The organism is Bacteroides sp. MSK.18.37 (genome assembly GCF_019129155.2).
Taxonomy (GTDB): Bacteria; Bacteroidota; Bacteroidia; order Bacteroidales; family Bacteroidaceae; genus Bacteroides; species Bacteroides ovatus.
This window is the reverse complement of the sequence record NZ_JAHOIB020000001.1, coordinates 4,810,707-4,830,271: the sequence shown is the minus strand read 5'-3', so window position 1 is coordinate 4,830,271 and position 19,565 is coordinate 4,810,707. Positions and strand designations below refer to the sequence as shown.

The 19,565-nt window shown below is 42.7% G+C and carries 14 protein-coding genes and 1 tRNA gene; 9 read left to right on the top strand and 6 right to left on the bottom strand.

What is annotated here, in order from left to right; all coding sequences use genetic code 11:
• Positions 1–30: 30 nt before the first annotated feature.
• Genes pulA through KSX81_RS18470 form a run of 3 tightly spaced genes read right to left on the bottom strand, consistent with a single transcriptional unit; the run spans position 31 to position 2,954 of the window.
• The gene (gene pulA, locus KSX81_RS18480; protein WP_004300847.1) at positions 31–2,037 is read right to left on the bottom strand and encodes a type I pullulanase; all 2,007 of its coding nucleotides are present in this window, start codon (positions 2,035–2,037) and stop codon (positions 31–33) included.
• Positions 2,038–2,088: 51 nt separating this feature from the next.
• Positions 2,089–2,655, bottom strand: coding sequence for a crossover junction endodeoxyribonuclease RuvC (ruvC, locus tag KSX81_RS18475; protein ID WP_004300848.1), 567 nt, complete (start codon positions 2,653–2,655; stop codon positions 2,089–2,091).
• Positions 2,652–2,954, bottom strand: coding sequence for a DUF4286 family protein (locus KSX81_RS18470; protein WP_004300849.1), 303 nt, complete (start codon positions 2,952–2,954; stop codon positions 2,652–2,654). The genes ruvC and KSX81_RS18470 overlap by 4 nt, the downstream gene beginning before the upstream one ends.
• 115 nt (positions 2,955–3,069) lie before the next feature.
• On the opposite strand from KSX81_RS18470, the gene KSX81_RS18465 reads away from it, so the two are divergent.
• The 9 genes from KSX81_RS18465 to KSX81_RS18425 all read left to right on the top strand — a co-directional run bounded on the left by KSX81_RS18465 (position 3,070) and on the right by KSX81_RS18425 (position 16,033).
• Positions 3,070–3,143, top strand: a tRNA-Ala gene (locus KSX81_RS18465).
• 283 nt (positions 3,144–3,426) lie between these two features.
• Positions 3,427–3,999, top strand: a complete 573-nt coding sequence (locus tag KSX81_RS18460; RefSeq protein ID WP_004321495.1) for a sigma-70 family RNA polymerase sigma factor — start codon at positions 3,427–3,429, stop codon at positions 3,997–3,999.
• Positions 4,000–4,078: 79 nt separating this feature from the next.
• Complete coding sequence (locus KSX81_RS18455; protein WP_004300852.1) at positions 4,079–5,149, top strand: FecR family protein; 1,071 nt, start codon at positions 4,079–4,081, stop codon at positions 5,147–5,149.
• Between the two features lie 23 nt (positions 5,150–5,172).
• On the top strand, positions 5,173–8,151 hold the full coding sequence (locus KSX81_RS18450) for a TonB-dependent receptor (protein ID WP_004300853.1): 2,979 nt from the start codon (positions 5,173–5,175) through the stop codon (positions 8,149–8,151).
• Positions 8,152–8,159: 8 nt separating this feature from the next.
• On the top strand, positions 8,160–9,347 hold the full coding sequence (locus tag KSX81_RS18445) for a DUF4876 domain-containing protein (protein ID WP_004300854.1): 1,188 nt from the start codon (positions 8,160–8,162) through the stop codon (positions 9,345–9,347).
• Between the two features lie 91 nt (positions 9,348–9,438).
• Entirely contained in the window at positions 9,439–11,004 is a 1,566-nt protein-coding gene (locus tag KSX81_RS18440; RefSeq protein ID WP_004300855.1) for a DUF6850 family outer membrane beta-barrel protein, read from the top strand.
• A 44-nt stretch (positions 11,005–11,048) separates the two neighbouring features.
• Positions 11,049–13,238: a zinc-dependent metalloprotease gene (locus tag KSX81_RS18435; RefSeq protein WP_004300856.1), complete on the top strand. Its 2,190-nt coding sequence runs from the start codon at positions 11,049–11,051 to the stop codon at positions 13,236–13,238.
• On the top strand, positions 13,235–15,442 hold the full coding sequence (locus tag KSX81_RS18430; RefSeq protein WP_004300857.1) for a S46 family peptidase: 2,208 nt from the start codon (positions 13,235–13,237) through the stop codon (positions 15,440–15,442). Before KSX81_RS18435 ends, KSX81_RS18430 begins: the two co-directional genes overlap by 4 nt.
• Positions 15,443–15,463: 21 nt before the next feature.
• The gene (locus tag KSX81_RS18425) at positions 15,464–16,033 is read left to right on the top strand and encodes a PepSY-associated TM helix domain-containing protein (RefSeq protein ID WP_004321502.1); all 570 of its coding nucleotides are present in this window, start codon (positions 15,464–15,466) and stop codon (positions 16,031–16,033) included.
• Positions 16,034–16,106: 73 nt separating this feature from the next.
• On the opposite strand, the gene KSX81_RS18420 is transcribed toward KSX81_RS18425, so the two are convergent.
• From KSX81_RS18420 to KSX81_RS18410, 3 genes are all read right to left on the bottom strand, one after another.
• Positions 16,107–16,319: a hypothetical protein gene (locus KSX81_RS18420; protein WP_004321504.1), complete on the bottom strand. Its 213-nt coding sequence runs from the start codon at positions 16,317–16,319 to the stop codon at positions 16,107–16,109.
• A 128-nt stretch (positions 16,320–16,447) separates the two neighbouring features.
• Positions 16,448–17,314 carry a hypothetical protein gene (locus tag KSX81_RS18415; protein ID WP_217725750.1) on the bottom strand — a complete coding sequence of 289 codons (867 nt, stop codon included), beginning with the start codon at positions 17,312–17,314 and terminating at the stop codon, positions 16,448–16,450.
• A gap of 888 nt (positions 17,315–18,202) precedes the next feature.
• On the bottom strand, positions 18,203–19,219 hold the full coding sequence (locus KSX81_RS18410; RefSeq protein ID WP_004300861.1) for an energy transducer TonB: 1,017 nt from the start codon (positions 19,217–19,219) through the stop codon (positions 18,203–18,205).
• Positions 19,220–19,565: the final 346 nt, after the last annotated feature.

The following is a 19,565-nucleotide window of genomic DNA, read 5'->3' as shown; positions in this document are numbered from 1 at the left end:
CGTTATTGATATGACAAATAATGACTAAAGCTACTTATACATAATCAATGCAGACTGTCCGGGAATAATTACTTCCGGTCCGATCTGCGTACCTAATCCACGCACATCTATCACACCATCTTTGCATACCACTGTATATTTACCAACAGGCACTTCCAAACGCGCAGGAGTCATACGGGAATTAAAAGCCACGATAATATCTTCCCAACTATCTCCGTTCGCATGATCCTTCAGGCGGAATGCAATCAGGTTTTGTCCTTCCACCGGAAGAAACTCCAGATGCTTCCGAACCTTTTCCGCATCTCCCATACGGAAAGCGGGATGGGACTTACGCAGATCTATGAGTCGCTTATAATACATGAAAACATCTCCGTTCGTCGTTTTACGTCGCCAATCGATAGCATTGACTGCATCCGGACTCTTATAACTATTGTCCACCCCTTGTTTATCGCGCATCACTTCTTCTCCTGCATAGATAAAAGGAATACCTTGCGAAGTGAAGACTACCGTCTGCGCAAGCTTATCAAGTCGAACCTGTTGCTCGGGAGTAGCTCCCGGCATACTTGCTTTCAAGCGATCAACAAGACACAAACCGTCATGGCAGGAAACGTAGCTAATCATCTGGGTAGGCTGCTCCGCCCACGGTTTCTGACTGTAATTAACAGAATCACACCGTACTTGCGGATGCTCAATAGCACCCACAATACCGAATTTAACACTCATTTCTGCTCCCGGAACTCCGGCGAGGAAAGCCCCTTTCTCCTTTTTCCACACAGGTCCGCAAAGCCCATCACGCAATTCATCCGAGAATACGGCAATTCCCGGCATGTGGGAAACATTCCCTTTCATTGCCAACGAATCTGCCGGATATTGGGGAGTGTCGGCTGCCCAACCTTCTCCATAAATACAAATGGTAGGATCAACCTTGTTCACCGCTTTCCGGATCTCATTCATGGTTTCAATATCATGCACTCCCATCAAGTCAAAACGGAAACCGTCAATATGATATTCTTTTATCCAATAAAGAACGGACTCTATCATAAACTTGCGCATCATAGGGCGTTCACTTGCCGTCTCATTACCGCATCCGGAACCATTTGCCAATGTCCCGTCTTCTTTCTGACGATAAAAATAACCGGGAACAGTACGTTCAAAATTACTTTCAACGGTATTAAAAGTATGATTATAAACCATATCCATTATCACACGGATACCAGCTCTATGCAGTGCTTGTACCATTTGTTTGAACTCTTTCACACGAGTGGCAGGTTGATAAGGGTCAGTTGAATAAGAGCCATCCGGCACATTATAATTCGCCGGATCATATCCCCAGTTATAGTGGTTTTCTTCCAGTTTTGTTTCGTCGATAGAAGCATAATCAGAGGAAGGAAGAAGATGTACATGTGTCACTCCCAGTTCTATCAAGTGATCGATACCGGTCAATAACTTATCTGAATTCATGGTCCCGTGTTCAGTCAATGCGAGGTATTTACCTTTATTCTTAATTCCCGAAGTAGAATCAACCGAGAAGTCACGATGATGCATTTCATAGATAATCATATCAGCAGGAGATTTCAGAGAAGGACGCCTGTCACTCTCCCATCCCTCGGGATTTGTAGTCTTCCAGTCAATAATGGCAGCACGTTTCCCATTCACTCCGACAGCATGGGCATTGATTCCCGGCGTGTCTCCCTGCCATTTATCATTGATTTTTACATTGAAGGCATAGAATTTGCCAAGCAGGTTCTCATCTACTGAAGTTGTCCAGGTTCCATCTTCTGTGGGCTCCATCTTTACTGTTTCATAAGCATGTCCGCCTTCACCGGCATCATATAGCATCAGGCGTACTTCTTCTGCAGTTGGTGACCAAAGATAAAATTTGGTTGCCAACGGCGTATATTCCATTTCCGTAAGACTTCCCGTACGAACCGGATACAGCTCAAAAGAAGCATATTCCTTTTTCGCAGGGGAGCAGCTCATTACTGTTGTCACTGTAGTCACCCCTAATATTGCTAAATAATTACTTCCCATCTTCATTTAAACCTCCCCTAGATATTTCCTTTATATCTATCCCTATAATCAGTCGCTTTACTTCACCTTATCCGGATTCTTCGCTATAAAATCCTTCCAGCTATTATAACCTTTTTCCATGGTCGGCCGCCCCATTTGCAGGAAATGACAATAGGCTGCTGCCAATCCGTCTGTTGCATCCATAAAAGTAGGCATATCCTCTTTGGGAAAGCGCAACATCCGCTGCAACATATCCGCTACCTGTTCTTTGGATGCCTGCCCGTTTCCGGTGATAGCCATCTTTATCTTCAAAGGAGCATATTCCGTAATCGGAATGTCCCGGCTCAACGCCACTGCCATCGCTACCCCCTGTGCACGGCCCAACTTCAACATCGATTGTACATTTTTACCGAAGAAAGGCGCTTCAATAGCCAGCTCATCAGGCAGATAACTTTCAATAATACTCAATACCCGTTCATGGATATGGCGAAGTTTCAGATAGTGGTTGGCAAATTTACGCAAGTCGATAATCCCCATCGCAATCATTTCAGGCTTGGTTCCTTTCACTCTTAGAACACCGTATCCCATGATTGTCGTACCGGGGTCAATCCCCAGGATTATCTTTTCTTTTACCGGTTGAATCACTCTATCACCTCCATCAAGGTCGGAAACCCGATCACTTTATCTTTAAATATTTTTGCCAGTTCGTCATTCAAACGTACTCCCTGTTCCAAATGCCAACGATGCAGTAACCCACTGCTTTCCACCTCCCATTGCAAAGAATACGCACTTCCTTCTTCCCGATGACTTAATATCCTGCAAATGCGCGGTGCCTTCAACGTACCGTGTTTCTGTACTTCAGGGATATAACTTTCTTTTATCCAAATCATGAAATTGTCGTGAACATCCTCGTCCACTTGAAAAGTTGTATTATAAATCAGCATATCTTAATTTCATACTATTATTTACCGCAAACATAGCAATTATTTCAGAATAATGCATTATATTTGCGGCAACAAAAAAGATTCGTTTACAAACGTTATCATATAAGACAAAAAAGGGGCGTTAGCTCATCTGGCTAGAGCGTAACACTGGCAGTGTTAAGGTGATCGGTTCGAGTCCGATACGCTCCACAAACATCGCAGAAGGGTTCTAAAACAGAACTCTTTTTTCTTTTTTTATAACTATTCCATCCCTCTATTCCCTTCAAAAGAAAAACTCATAGAAAAAAACGCCTAAATCTCCCATGTTTCCGGCCTTACAGCTGCATTTCCGACTGAACATCTACACTTTCAAAAAGATATCGAATACCTACAAATAGGTATTTCAATGACGTTTTATCATAAAAACATAAACAAGAAGTATTATATCTTAATATTTTTATGTTATTTTGCATTGCATAATTCTATTATAAAAATGAATCATTTAACGGATAAAGAATTAGTAAGTCTATTCAGTACGGATAAAGAGAGGGCCTTCAACCTTTTCTTTCAGCGTTACTATATCCGTTTATGTATGTATGCAGTACAGATTACGGATGACTTTTCCGAATCCGAAGATATCGTTCAAAGTTTTTTTATTTCATTTTGGGAAAAGAAGCTCTATAAAACCATTACTGACAATCTGAAAGGATATGCCTATCTCTGTATTCGCAATGCATCACTGAAATTCATTGAAAAACGAGAAAAGATAGACTCCAGCGATATTCTTCTCAACGAAGAAGAATACCTATATATATGTGAAAGCCTTGAAGAGAATGAACGTGAACAAAAAGAAAAGGAGTTGGAAAAAGCTTTAGCAGCATTGCCCGAACAAGAAAAGAAAGCACTCTATGGTGTCGTTATTGAAAACAAAAGCTATAAAGCAGTAGCCAGTGAACTGCATATCAGCGTCAATACATTAAAGACTTATCTTGCCAGAGCGATGAAGAAACTGCGTAAAAACGAGAAATTACTTCTAGTATCTTTATTCTTGATAAACCTATCATAAATCTTCCAAGAAAAAAAGTCTCTCGTTTTTGACACCCATTTTACACAATTCCGGATCATATAATAAAACGAGAGAAAAGATGAATCAAGAAGACCATAATAAAACGGAGAAAAATCTGATTACTTTGCTCAACTGGTACCGGTTGAAACGGGTAAATGAATTTGCGGCACAATGCGATGAAGCACAAGCATGGGAATCAATCCAGCAACGCATCCGCCACCGTAAACGGATACGAATGTACACCTATTGGAGCAGCACTGCCGCTGCCTGCCTGTTAATAGCAGCTTTCAGTTTTTACACACTCACAGAATATGACCAATCTCTATTTGCACACAGAGGGGAACAGAAAGCAACCCTGTTTGTAAATAACGGAGAATCTTACGACCTGCTGTCGCAAGATAAATCCATATTCAATGCAAACGGCATGCAAGTTGCTCAAAATACAGAAAAAGAATTAAGATACGACACTCAAACGAGTATACAAAAGAATGCAGAAAAGCATATTTTAAATGTACCCAGAGGAGGAGAATATAAACTCGTGCTTTCAGACGGTACACGCGTACACGCCAATGCCGAAAGCCGTCTTACTTATCCCGTTTCTTTTACCGGTAATAAAAGAGAAGTCTACCTCACAGGAGAAGCTCTCTTTGAAGTTGCCAAAGATACGCTCCATCCTTTCATTGTACATACCCCGTACGGTATAGTAGAAGTAGTAGGAACACGGTTTAATGTCAATACTTACGAGAAGAATCAAACTACCGTAACCTTGGAAGAAGGAGCCGTAAAAGTATACTGCGAGGAAAAGAAAGGGACAGAACAAAAATCTCTTTCACCCGGTGAACAAGCTGTCATACAATCAAAAACAATTAATACACAAACAGTTCAGGTACAGGAATATACTTCCTGGGCAAACGGTATATACGAATATACCGATACGTCACTGGAAACTATTGTGCAACAACTTTCGCGCTGGTATAACGTTAACATGACCTTTGCCGACCCGCAATTGCGTGAACGAAAGTTTGCAGGAGTCATCTTCCGCGACCAACCATTACAAAAAGCAGTAGATATATTATCCAAAGTTTCTAATGTACACTTCAGACAGAAAGGAAATGTTATTGAGATAACAGAGAACCGTCCCCAATATTAAACAGGAAAAAGCGTTGTTCAAATATGAAAAAATATCTTTTAATCCGGATGATGCAAACAGTAGCCATTATCCTGTTTGCCGCCAATGTATCGGCACAAAACCAAAATGTGGTCATATCAGTACGGAATATCCCGGTACGTACCACACTGACCCAGATTCGGCAAGCTGCCAATGTACATTTTGTCTATGAAGAGAAGAATATTAATAGCCAACAGACTGTAACACTCAATTATCCGCAAGGGACATCATTGAGCACTTTACTCAACAACCTTTGCAAGCAAATAGGACTGACGTACGAAATCAATGAATCCGTTATTCTACTCTATCCTGCTCAAAAGCAAACCACCACTCATGACATCCATATCCTGTTGTTGGAAAGGGGAAACAAACAGCCGCTACCAATGGCAACCTGCGTTCTCAATCCGCTAGGAGCTTATGCCGCAACCGACATGGAGGGAAAGGCAGTACTAAAAAACGTCCCCACAGGAAAATACATATTAAATATTTCGTATGTAGGCTTCGAGACTGTGCAACGGGAAATCAACGTTGAACAAAACCTGGATCTGACGATCCGCATGTCTCCCACTTCGCTAGCTTTGAAAGAGGTAGTAGTGGTAGCAAAACAAAATGCGGCCGGAGAATCTACCAGCTCCATTATAGGCAGACAAGCGATAGACCATTTACAGGCTATGAGCCTTGATGACGTGATGCAACTCATACCGGGGCACTTAATGAAAAATACAGATCTGACATCCCGTTCCAATGTACAGCTCCGTACTCTTGTTAACAATAACACCAATGCCTTCGGTTCGAGTATCATAATGGACGGAGTTCCCATGTCCAACAATGGTACACTATCGCAAGGAGGATTTTCAAGTACCGCATTTGTCGGAACAGACTTACGCCAAATTAGTGCGGACGATATTGAATCCGTAGAAATAATCCGTGGTATTCCTTCTGCCGAATACGGTGATTTAACCTCCGGACTTGTAGTTGTTCATTCCAAAATCGGACAAACTCCCTGGCAGATCAAGGGAAAGATAAATCCCGGAACAATGAATTACTCGCTCGGTAAAGGATTACGTTTAAACAAAGATGCCGGTATCCTGAATTTCAATCTCGACTATGCACAAGCATGGGGAGATCCACGCCAGAAAACAAAGTCATTCGACCGTTACACCTTTAGCTTGGGATACAGCAAAGATTTTTCACGTATCTGGCATACAGACACAAAGGTACGTTACATGATGGGCAAAGACTGGAATGGAAAAGACCCGGATGCCATTGACGACGGCACTTTTCAAAAGAATCGCAACCAGCTGTTCTCACTAAGCCATAATGGCAAACTATCAATTAATAAACCATTCTCACGTACTGTTAATTACACATTAGGTGTCAGCTATACTCAAACAGAGATGGAAAAGAGCGCCATTGTTGCCAATTCGTCCGGGTTGCTACCGATACTTACTGCCACAGAAACAGGGTATTATAATGTGCCTTTCGAGCAAAGCTCCTATCAGGCAAGCGGAGGTTCCCTTAGCCGTCCCGGAAATGTATATGCCAAAGTCAGCAACACGTTCTTCGTAAAATCAAAGAAAACATATCAGAACTTCAAAATGGGAGTGGAATACCACTACGACTGGAATAATGCCCGCGGATATTATAATGATGACGACCGTTACCCATTGCAACCCAACAGTAACGGACGTCCCCGTCCTTTCTCCGATATTCCGAGCATCCATCAGATGGCCGCTTACATAGAAGATAACTTCCGTTGGGATATATCAGAAAACAGATTTCTGAAAATACAGTTAGGCGGACGTTTCACCACTTTACAGCCGTGGGCGGATGAAGCAACCTTTTCTTTCTCTCCTCGTGTAAATGCTTCATTCTCCGTCAACAAATGGCTAAATATCCGTGGAGGATTCGGACTCAACTCAAAAACTCCCGGTTTGGATTATCTCTATCCCGACAAAAAGTACATCGACCGTGTAGCTGCCAATTATATGCCTCAAGACGACAAAGTCGGACAAATATTAATGTACCACACCCAAGTGTACAACGTGCAACGAACTAAAGGATTGAAGAATGCGACCAATCGCAAATGGGAGGCAGGGTTCGACATAAAGTTATCGGACAAGCATAAATTAAGCCTCATCGGTTATCATGATAAAACCGCTAACGGATTCGGATCGGCCACAGAATATTTTACGTATACAGCCAACTATTATTCTGCGGAAAAAGGACTGATTATCACTCCTGGACAAGCCACAAAAATAGATTGGGATAATCCAGAACGCACGGACCTTGTACTCAGTACGACCGGTAAAATAGGAAACACGAATGTCTCTATCAATAAAGGGATAGAAATGGACTTTGACTTCGGCGAGATTCCGGCACTGCACACTTCATTCTATCTGTCAGGAGCATATATGGAATCCAAGACTTACTCTACAGACATCAACAGTAGCAATCCTACCGATCTACCTACTGAATATCAGGTAACCAATACCATTCCATTCAAAATTGTATATCCATCCGGGCTAAACTATAGCACTTACCGCCGCTTTACGAACACTCTGCGGATTGTGACCAATATCCCGGCACTGCGTATGGTAGCTTCGTTCTCAACACAAGCCATCTGGTACAATTATTCCAAGAGCAACAATCCTCCGATGGACCCCATCGGATGGATAGACACAGACCTCTCTTATCATGAAATAACAGCAGATATGCTGGCAGATGAGAACTACAAAATAAAAGGGGTATCATTGAAAAGCCAACGCAAGAATCCTAAAGACAATGTGCCAAGCAAAGCCCCTATTACATGGTTAATGGCGGGACGCCTCACCAAGGAGCTGGGCAATATAGGCGGCATTTCATTCTATGCCAACAACATACTCTTTTACGAACCTTTTCTCAAAAACTCTACCTCCAACACGCTAGTACAGCGTAATACAGGTAATTTCAGTTTTGGTGTCGAATTATTCTTTAATTTATAAATCACAATATGAATAGAACAATTTCTTTTATTACAAAAATGATGTTTGCGGCTGTCACAGTTATCATGGCTGCATGTTCCTCTGACGACAATGCCACACAAGCATTGACCGTACAAGTGAAAGTATCCATGCCCGAAGGATTCAAGTCCGACATTCTATATACAGGGCACACTGTTACAATGGGTAAATACACTGCCATTACAAACGAAAAAGGTATAGCCACTTTCGAAGGAGTGATTCCCGATTTGTATGACATCTCTACTTCCTGCGAAATCACTGCAGAAGAATATGAAGAAATGACAGGCAACGATCCGCAAAATGAAAATTATGTGATTTCCGGCAGTCTATTGAAATATACTGTCGGCTCGTCAACAACCATCGAACTTCAAACAAGTATTTCTGCCAAACAATCAATTGTTATCAGCAAAGTTTACTATGCAGGAACCAAAGACAACAATAATAAAAATTATCTGGCAGGAAAGTACATTGAGTTCTTTAATAACTCGGACCAAACCGTTGATATAGCCGGACTTTATTTCGGACTGGTAGAGTCGGAAAGTACTCCTGCATATACGCTTGGCTCCACACCGGAATATATCTACCTAAAACAGATTTATCGTTTCCCATCTAATGGAGTCACAGAAGTTGCACCGGGAGCCTCGATAATCGTTGCCAATAGTGCCATCGACCATACAGGAAATAATGAAGTAGATTTATCCAAAGCCGACTTTGAAGCTAAAGATACGCAAGGGAAAACAACCAACAATCCTGCAACCCCGGCTGTAGAACTGATATATACAACATTTCCCACAATCAGTAATATGAATCTGGTACAAGGTGGTCCCTGTTCTGTTGTATTATTCAGTACGGATGAAGATGTAACCTCATGGGAAACTGTATACGTTGACGGTAAAGATAAAGGAAGCAAGTTTGTCAAAACCCCTGTAAAATACATAATGGATGGTGTAGAATGTTTGAAAAACAAAAGTACGGGAGTAGATAAAAATTCCAAACGTCTTTACAACTACATTGATGCAGGCTATCAATACACGGAGGCTACCACCGGATATACCGGAGAAGTAGTCTACCGCAAAACAGCCAAGACAGAAAACGGGCGCACCATTCTTGCTGATACCAATAACAGCAGTAACGATTTTGCCGTATCAACTGAAATCAAACCGAGGGAATACAAATAATAGAAAATAAAAGAGACTGTGCCCCAAGAACATATAACCTTCCGGTACAGTCTCTTCAACTACTTCACGAAATAATTAAACCAATTCAGAAATGATGATGAACCATCGATATATACTCTTTACCGGTCTGATGGTAACTGCACTGTGCATACATGCCCAAGATATCGAATTACAGACAAAAGAAAAATACGAGTACGCCGATGCTACCCAGTTATGGAGACGTACCCTGAATCCTGCCGGGCTCTCTTTGGATACGCTGACCAACCGGGGAATCAGTTATTTCGAATTCTCTCATCAGCAAGGCACACACTATCGGGTTCAGGACGGTGATGAGCAAAACAAATTATTGTTCACTTCGGAACGATACCAAAAAATTGGAAAATATCTCTACGGATACGGGCGTTTTACCTTTGACATGGGACGGCAATTCAACCGTTCATGGAGCGACGTATTGCGTAGCCACCACTCCAATCCTTACTTTTCAGGAAGCTCCATCAAAGGAAAGTACGACTTCCAGAACTTCGACCTCTCGGCAGCGTTAGCCACTCTGCCTATCAAAAACTTCACTTTCGGCGCACGACTGGATTATAAAGTAGGAGATCTTTCCCGACTGAAAGACCCCCGTTCACGCACCAATCTGGCAGACTATCAACTGACTCCTGCCGTCACCTACACGTGGAACAAACACTCGCTGGGTCTTAGCGGTTATTACCATCGCAGAAAAGAAAAAATCCCTAACATCACCACCGTACAAACCGATCCGAACCTCAAATACTACACCTTCACCGGAATGGAAAATACTGATGGTACCACTGGTGGTTACTCCGGTTTTGAACGTGAATTCGTCAACCATGAATTTGGCGGTGAATTGTCTTATCAATATAAAAACGAACGGATTCAAACACTTACTACCCTTTCATACGCCAAAGGCAACGAAGACGTATGGGGAGACATCAAATATTCACCGGGAAAATATCACACCACCACCTACAACTTGCTTTCTATGAACCGGATCAAATCCGGACGCACAGAACACATCATCGACATTTCCATTAACTATCAGACCGGAAAAGCCGACGAATACCGTCAGGAAAAAATAATAGAAAAAGATCCGGTAACAGGTATCGAATCTTCCTACTGGAACACACTTCTCACGTACGACGAACGTTACACCGTCGATTTACTCAATGCCAATCTGCACTACCGCCTGTTGTGGAGTAATCATCACACCGGAGAAGCCACAGCCTACGCAGGCGCACGCGCCTATTTTCAATCGGTAGAAGATCAATACAATCTTCCGTCTTCATCGCTTACAGTCCGACAGGCAACTATCTGCATGGAGGGCGGATATTCATTCCTGCGCAAAAACAACCGTTCATTATGGATAGAAGCAGAAGCCGGATATCACATTTCGCTATCATCGGACCTGTCACTCAACGATCCGTCCACTGAATACGCCCAAAGTGTGCTTTTACCCGACATGACCTATTATGGAGCATCGTATGCGCACGGAAAACTTCAAATACAATATCAAATGCCTGTAACTATAAAGAAACACACCAACGTGTGGTTCGTCAAAGCCACAGGAGCATATCTGAAGACCGACAAGAAAACCGATTCCAAAATGTTCGGAATAAGTCTCGGATTGTACCATTAACCTTCCTCACCCCACAAAAACCAACCAGATAATTTACACCAATCATGATGAGAATTGCCAATAACAAACTTCGGTTGCTACTCCTGCTGCTCTTTCCCACCCTCCTTTGGGGTAACTCTGCCCCCATGTTTCACATCCGGCAAAACGCTAAAGGATGTTTTGTAGAAATACCCAAACGGTTGATAAACCGGGATTTTCTGTTAGCAGCCCGTGTGATGACCGTCAGTTCTCCCAATAATAAAGTTAAACTTTATGCAGGCCAGCGACTTTATGATCCGGTATGGATACGTTTGAAATATGACAAAGAACAGTTATATCTATTACGTCCCGACTCCAAAAACTTATGTGAGGACACAACTCATCTTTCATATCCGGCCTATGCGCGCAATGCTATCACTCCCATAGCGGAATCCTGGAAAATAGAACAGGAGACAGACAGCTCGATTGTTGTAAACTGGAGCAAATTTCTTAGTGAGCCCATAGAAGGTGTAGACCCCTTTGGAGGGAAAACGTCACCAGGACGCTCCCTGCCCCAACTCAATAAAATACTTCAGGTAGACGTCCACGAAAAGAACCTGGAAGTCAGCGTACAGTATGGTTTTGAAGGAACCACCCAACCTTTCCTCACTACCATACGGAAATCGCTGTTACTACTGCCTGAGCAACCTATGCAACCACGTATACACGATGCCCGGGTAGGATATGACAATATCCCTAAACGGAAATTCAACTTCGATACTCCCTCAATCGCAGCGGAAAACTACATCACCCGCTTCCGGATTGTCCCCTCTCCTAAAGATGTACGCAGTTATTTGCAAGGCAAACAAGTGAAGCCTCAACAACCCATCGTTTTTTATATAGACGATGCCTTCCCTCCTCTTTGGAAAAAAGCCATACGCAAAGGAATACTGGATTGGAACAAAGCATTCGAAGAGATTGGCTTTAAAGAAGTTATGCAAGCAAAGACATACGCCGAAGCCGGACCGGAGTTCGATCCGAACGATATACGTTTCAACTGTTTCCGATATGTAGTCAGCGATTTCCCGAACGCAATGGGAAAACACTGGGTAGACCCGCGTTCAGGAGAAATTCTGCAAGCAGACGTATTGTTTCACAGTAATGTCATAGCCCTGCTACGCAAATGGTATTTCCTGCAAACATCAGCCTACCATCCTGCGGCACGCACGAAAACACTACCGGATGACATAACGGCACAATTAATCCGTTACGCCGCCGCCCATGAGATAGGTCACTGCCTCGGACTGGAACATAATTTCAAAGCCTCGTATGCCCATAATACAGAAGACCTGCGTCGTCCGGAATTTACAGAACGTTACGGCACCACCCCGTCCATCATGGATTATGCCCGGTTCAATTATGTCGCCCAACCGGGAGACGGCGTCCGTTACGTATTACCTCCCCTGTTGGGAGTATACGACCGATACGCCATCCGTATCGGATACGCCTATCTCTCCCGCGAGAACACCCGAACTGTAGCCGGATGGATAGATGAAAAACAAAACGACCCCATGTATCATTGCGGACGCATGGCACCGAGCACCATTCCCACTGATCCTACCGTTCAAACCTCCGATCTCGGTAATGACCCCGTCGCATCGGCAACCTACGGAATCCGCAACCTTCAACAAATATTGACGCAATTGCCGGAATGGAACAAAAAACGTCTGACAGATAACCCGTTTGAGGAGATGCCCGCCACCTATACCGATTTGCAGCAAGCCTATTTCGACCATCTGGAACGTGTGATTCCTTTTATTGGTTTCTCCGATGAAGTATCCGGAAAAGCTGTCGAATTTCTTTGGAAAGAACTGCTTGGCGGATACAACTTCCTACGGACGGATGCCGTATGCAAATATGCCGGCAACCCAACCGAAGCCATCATAAAAGCACAAAAGACAATTATTGAAAAGATGTTTGGCAGAATCATTGCCGAACGAATCTCTTCGAACGAAACACCAGCAGGATTTACCTACGCCCATTATCTGGAAGTCTCTGCCAACTATCTTTTTACGGACAAGACACCGGACATATTCACACGACATTTGCAGGAAAGCTATCTCCAGACCTTGCAATCATTGCTAACAGAAGCACGTACCTCCTCTTTCAGTGTACTCTTCTCCCCTACGGTCAGCGAGCATCTTACCCGCATCCGCGAACAGTTAACAACTAATCCTTCTACCTGGAATAATTATTTAAAAAACAAAATACAATGAAGCTAACTACCATTATTTCCGCCTTCTACCTCCTCTGCCTGTTGTGCATACAGCCCGTGCATGCCGATGGAGGCTTCTGGCTGCCTACTCAAATACAAGGAAAAGTACATCAGGCAATGAAAAAACAGGGATTGCGCCTTAGTGAAAAAGATATTTACGACATCAACCAGTCGTGTCTGTCGAATGCTACCCTTTCATTAAGTTATGACAACAGTACATTTTCTCCCTCTGCCAGTGCCTCTTTCATCTCCGGTGAAGGACTGGTATTGACCAACTTCCACTGTGTCGCACGTTATCTCGAACATATCTCCGATGCAAACCACGATTACGTGAAGCATGGCTGCTGGGCTACCCAACGCAGCGAAGAGACTTATCTTCCGAATTTACAGGTCAATCAATTAATCACTATCAAAGACGTAACGACGGAAATAACACAAGATACCGGAAATCTTACCGATCAGGCACTTACCCAAAAGATCAACGAGAACGGGAATAAAATTGTCAAATCCCAAGCCAAAGGTCGTGGTGTAGAAGGAAAAATCTACTCCTTATTTGGTGGCAGACAATACATCCTGGCTGTCTTCCGCTGCTTCAAGGATGTGCGTATCGTAGCCGCTCCCCCCATCTCGATAGGGAAATTCGGAGGCGACACAGACAACTGGCAATGGCCCCGTTACTCTGCCGATTTCGCCATCTTGCGCGTTTATGCCAACGATAAAAATCAACCGGCAGCCTACAACAAGCAGAACCGCCCCTATCAACCCGACGCTCATTTGTCTATCTCTACCAAAGGAGTGAAACCCGATGATTTTGTAATGGTTGCCGGCTATCCTGCACAAACAAGGCAATATGTCCCTTCGTTTGCCCTTGAGAAAATTGTATTCAAAGACACGCAAGCAGAAGCAGATATTGCCAAAATCAAGCTCGACTTCTACACACAACGTAAAGAAACGGCTGCCGACTCGCTTTATTCCTACTATAACATTAAGGCCGGAAGCGCTGCTAATGTCTATCTAAAATCAATTGGTGAGATCAGTGGTGTGAAAGAATCCGGCATCATTGCCCGGAAACAGCAGGAGGAACAGGCGATGACAGGATGGATTCTGTCTGATGACACCCGTACGCAACGCTACGGGGCAACATTGCTCGATGATATGAAAGCAAACTACGAACGTCTTACCCAACTGAACTTCACAGACCAGATGTTTCGCGAAGTCGCACTTTATGGTGCCAACGTCATTCCTTTTGCCGGAAAATTTGAAAAACTGGTGCAAATGGAACAAAGAAAAAGCAAGAATGTAAAGACTGCCATGAAAGGAGAAATCCGCAAACTGAAACCGCTTACCGTAGCATTCTATCGTGATTTCAGACCTGAAGACGACAAATATATCATGAAAAAGATGTTGGCTTATTATCTGGATCACGTAGATTCTATTTTCTACTCCACAGCATTGAAAAAGGTAGAAAAGCATTACCCTCAACATCTTTCTGCCTATATAGACAGCCTGTACGATCATTCCCCCCTGCGTAATCAAGAAAGTATGCTCGCACTTCTGGACAGTGTACCGACACAAGGAACAGCTGCACTGTCACAAGATGGGCTGTATCAGTTGTCACTCGGTTTCTATCTGGTGTATGTAGAAAAAATAAACCGTTTGAAACAAGCGTATCAGAATAAAAACATGAAACTCTACTCTTTGTATCTGCAAGCATACGCTGAAAAGAACAAGGGGACACAAATTGCATTTGACGCCAACCGCACCCTGCGTTATTCTACGGGAAAAGTAAAGGCAGCCGTTCCCAGCGAAGGAGTCATCTATACTCCATTTACAACTGTTGACGGAATGCTCAGCCGTCATCGCCTTTATGCCGGAAACAAGGACTTCAATCTGCCGGCACGTTTCGTCAAACTCATCGAACACCGCCAACCCAGTAACTACTTTAGCCAGAAAGTGACACCCACCTGTTGTTTCCTGACAGATGCACATACCACTTCTGGTAGTTCGGGCAGTCCGGTATTGAATGCCAAAGGAGAAGTGGTGGGTATCAACTTCGACCGTATCTGGCAGGGACTTAGTTCCGACTACGAAACTGTAGGAAATGAGAAAAGTCGTAACATCGCAGTAGATATCCGCTATGTGTTATGGACTTTGGAGCAATATTCACGTTCCCAATACATATTAGACGAATTGGACATTCACTAACTTAGTAAATTCTATATAAAAATGTTATCTCCCAAAACGCTCAAATACTTACGTTTAACGCACCGTTATGTATCTTTCATTTGTGCAGGCATCCTGTTTGTCTATCTCCTTTCCGGCTTCCTGCTCAACCACCGGAAAGAATTTACATTCATGAATCAGAAAAAGGAACGTACGGTGGACTATATATTCCAGCTCCCTGCCAATAAAGACGATTTTACAGAAGCCGATGCACGAAAGATTATCTCCGATCTCTCATGCAATCCCGACCTGTATAACCGTTTCAGCCTCAGTAAAAACAAACTGACCATCTTTGGCAAAGAACAATTGGTAATCAAGTTGGATGCAACCAGCCAGCAAGCATTTATTAAAGAAATGCATCGTCCTGCTTTCCTAACCGCATTGAATAAGCTACATCGCAATCCGGGTTCTTTATGGACAATAACCTCCGATGCATTCCTCTTACTCATGTTTATTTTGCTCATCACCGGGTTACTGATTGTTCCCGGGAAAAAGGGATTGTGGGGCATCGGCGGAATTCTAACGATAATAGGAATTTTAATACCTATATTGATTTACTGGATGATAGTATAATTTCTTATTTTTATTCATCCGTATGCATCTTTCTGTACTTTCTTTCCGTATCGCAGAAAACAAAAAAGGACCTTTATTCAAGGTCCTTTTTAATCACTTCGTCCATTTCTTTTATACGTTTCTCACGGTTTTTAATAGGACCGTCTTTCTTGTCATTCTTGAATACGTCATCGGCACGGTCGGCAACCTCGCCGCTCCATTCTTCAAACTGGTCCTTAGCCGGACGACCATTCGGCTCGATATTTTCCTCGGCTATCGAATCATGCCTGTTAATCATATCATCCATAAGTTTTCGTTTTAAAAGTTTATGGCTATAAGACAATACAAACGAAGAAAAGTTTTCTATTTTAATGATTTTTGAAGAAATCAGCCATGTTATTATACTATCAAAGAAACACTCCAGCCCAATCTGTGTCATTCATCCAGATACCTATATAAATTGCAGTTGCCGGCAACGTCCAGTACATTCAGCTCTTTCAAGCGTTTTTCCACTTTCTTTTGTGAAACCAGCCCGAAATTCCGTAACATATCACGCAACTTCCTAAACCCATATTGAGAAGTGATTTGTAGCAGTTCCCGGAGTGTTTTTATATCAGCTTCAGAAATGATCCGCTGCGACCGAATATCGAATTTCAATTCTGTGATAGGAGTATCAAGTAAAGCCTTTGCCGCTTTTATATCTTCGGGAATAAAAATTTCCGGATTCGTTTCTTCCGCCTCTCTCATGAGCATATCATTATCAAAGCCATTTTGGCGGGATTTCATTTCATACATCCGTACTGTTGCTCTAAGACGGATATTTTCTTCCTTATAAGTCCTAAGGAATCCCGCTTGAGATTTTATTTCCTGTACAAGTCCCTCAAATGCCTTCTGTGCTTGACGATATTTCATATGTTTCCGGACACTAAAATCCTTAATATTTCCTTGTAAGACGGTATAAAGAAATAGTTGTCGTCTTTCATCATTCCTTATCATTCCGGCAAGCTCTTTTATTATTAACCGGATCAATGGGGTCAACTCTTTCAGCGATTGAAGTAGAAAAAATTCCTCTTCATTTTCCTTCATCTTCTCATCCATCCGGCGTTTGTGTTCTTCTTCGGAAAGACTGAACCGAATATTTCGTTCAAGACAATCCGTCAGACTGTTTTCATCAAGCATCAGATAATCACCGATTTCTGAATAAATAATCTCTTGCCTTTCACACCAAGTAATAATACGTCTGGTAGATACCTGATACTTGGTTGCCGCTTCTTCAATACCAATCCATTGTTTTGTTGCCATAACTCGTTTGTTTTTAGATGTATACGTCGCAACCGGATATAAAAAAGGTGCGAACGATACATGTATTTCCTAGTAGAGGTAGTCGCATACCCATAGATGAAAAATACAGTATGCCCGCACCAGAACTTATATATCGATAGGGATATAAGCTTGGCACGGACATTTGATTTATCATCTATTCGAAAATGCGACTTTCCTACTAATAAATTAAATGTCCTATAAATACAAGTCCGGCTGTCAAAGGTCCGGTCCTTGATTGCAAATATACTTCTTTTTTCTGAAAAGAAAGATAATAAATGACAAGCTTTTTAGTTACAATAGAATTTTATATAAGACAAATAAGTAAACAACTACACGGGAGAATAGTTTCATCGGTGAGAAACTAAAGTTCCATCAGTGTGAAACTATAGTTTCATCAGTAAGAAACTAATAGTTCCAAGCAAGAGAAACTAAAGTTTCAAGGCAATGAAACTTTAGTTTCGCACCGCAGAACCAATAGTTTCAAGCCTTGAAACTATCGGTTACAAGGCAGGTCCCGCCCCGTAAGTACAGGGGTAATAAATAAAATAGCTTATCTGCCTGTGGTTAATACTATTCAGGCAATGAAACTTCATCTGTGATTTTTACTTGATTTGGGTATGCATCTCTACCATACCGCCTTTGCAGTGCGTTTATCTCTTCTTTGCTTTGCAGTGACAGCATTATTGCCGTCACAGTGCTGTCACCATGCTGCTGTCACGCCATTAACTTTTCATAATCAAACAGTTAAGCTACAATCTGTGACAGATGACAGCAAATTTATTTTTTTTATTTATTGGAGAGAGTATAAGTTCAACTTATAAATGCAATATTTCTTTTTTATTAATCGGACTTTAGATGCAAAGTTGCTTATTTATTCCGATAGAGTTGCGGACGGAAAGGAACATAAAGAGTGTAATTACTATCCGCCGGCTTTCCTCCCACCAATGCAGGTGACCATTTCGGCATTCCTTTGACAATGCGGAGAGCCTCCTCTGCAAATTCCGGATGAGTGGAACGTAGAATATGAGGACGAAGGATAACCCCTTCTTTATCAATAGTAAACTCACACAAAGCATAACCCGAAACATTCTTCTCCAAAAGCCCTGACGGATAAACCATTTCACTGGCAATATATTCTTCCGGAGTCATCGCAGAGAAATGAGCAGGTTCCTCCACCTGTCTTCCGGAAAGTGTCTTTGAACGGGGACCCACCGGATAAATTCCGATATACATCGGCCGCTTATAAGCATCCGGCTCTTCCTTGGTGCGCTGTTGCAATGCTTTTAATAAAGCAGCAGCCTCCACTGCCAACGTCTGTTCAGAAATATTTTCCCCTCGGGATAACATATAAGCCGACTGACAAACCAACACGAGACGTTCCATCAACGTTCCCTTTTCCGGCGACCATTTACGTCCCATCTGCTCTTTACCTTTAGCATCCGTAGAAGAGAAAAAATAAACAATTCCATCCAAACCAGCCGTAGAACCGTCCAAATCCTGTACCTGCTCTGTCACCAAACGAAAGATAGCCCCTAAAGACTGATATAGGGAAGCACTAATGACAACCGATTTAGTATCCACCGTCACCGTCCCCTTCTCTGCCTGCCAATAAGTACGCGATAATGTGTTCGAAACCAGGGTATAACGTCCGTTCCTCTTCTCTACCGACATTGCATACTCCGGCGAAAAGGAAGGGATAGCTGCAAAACGCGCATAAGGCTGTTTCTGGAAGCCCGTATTAAGTAAAGAAAACACACTACGATAATATTCGCCTAACTCGCCTGTATAAGTGGAAAAAGGTTTCACCGGCTCCAAATAGTCAATCTGGGCCGCAAGGCGAAAAGAAAAGGTTAAAAGCAGAAGACAGAAAACAATCTTTTTCATAAGTTGCCGGATTTTCGGTACATATCGGCAACAAAGTTACTACAAAAAAGTGAAATGCGGAAGAATATGGTAATGGATTTGATTTACAGGGGTTTCATTTACGCTGCCAATTATTCCGAGAGCCATTACAATCCACGCCGAAGCCAAATCAAGACGGAGCTACGTTACTTGTTCGTAACCACGCTCAATAGGTGACGAAATGGACACGAATAACGAAACAAGGCTTTAAGGATTAGTGAGTTACTGACAACTCACGCAAAAAATCCGGTAACGAAAAAAGATTGCGCCGTTCTTCCGCAATTTGCGTATCAGAGGAGGGCTCTTCACCAACTAATTTTGAACAAAA

What these genes read in the sequence shown, in the direction of transcription:
- pulA (WP_004300847.1), bottom strand. Translation starts at nt 2,037, where the DNA reads ATGAAGATGGGAAGTAATTATTTAGCAATATTAGGGGTGACTACAGTG.
- KSX81_RS18410 (WP_004300861.1), bottom strand. Translation starts at nt 19,219, where the DNA reads ATGAAAAAGATTGTTTTCTGTCTTCTGCTTTTAACCTTTTCTTTTCGC.
- KSX81_RS18440 (WP_004300855.1), top strand. Translation starts at nt 9,439, where the DNA reads ATGATGATGAACCATCGATATATACTCTTTACCGGTCTGATGGTAACT.
- KSX81_RS18470 (WP_004300849.1), bottom strand. Translation starts at nt 2,954, where the DNA reads ATGCTGATTTATAATACAACTTTTCAAGTGGACGAGGATGTTCACGAC.
- KSX81_RS18460 (WP_004321495.1), top strand. Translation starts at nt 3,427, where the DNA reads ATGAATCATTTAACGGATAAAGAATTAGTAAGTCTATTCAGTACGGAT.
- KSX81_RS18455 (WP_004300852.1), top strand. Translation starts at nt 4,079, where the DNA reads ATGAATCAAGAAGACCATAATAAAACGGAGAAAAATCTGATTACTTTG.
- KSX81_RS18445 (WP_004300854.1), top strand. Translation starts at nt 8,160, where the DNA reads ATGAATAGAACAATTTCTTTTATTACAAAAATGATGTTTGCGGCTGTC.
- KSX81_RS18425 (WP_004321502.1), top strand. Translation starts at nt 15,464, where the DNA reads ATGTTATCTCCCAAAACGCTCAAATACTTACGTTTAACGCACCGTTAT.
- KSX81_RS18450 (WP_004300853.1), top strand. Translation starts at nt 5,173, where the DNA reads ATGAAAAAATATCTTTTAATCCGGATGATGCAAACAGTAGCCATTATC.
- KSX81_RS18435 (WP_004300856.1), top strand. Translation starts at nt 11,049, where the DNA reads ATGATGAGAATTGCCAATAACAAACTTCGGTTGCTACTCCTGCTGCTC.
- KSX81_RS18415 (WP_217725750.1), bottom strand. Translation starts at nt 17,314, where the DNA reads ATGGCAACAAAACAATGGATTGGTATTGAAGAAGCGGCAACCAAGTAT.
- KSX81_RS18430 (WP_004300857.1), top strand. Translation starts at nt 13,235, where the DNA reads ATGAAGCTAACTACCATTATTTCCGCCTTCTACCTCCTCTGCCTGTTG.
- KSX81_RS18420 (WP_004321504.1), bottom strand. Translation starts at nt 16,319, where the DNA reads ATGGATGATATGATTAACAGGCATGATTCGATAGCCGAGGAAAATATC.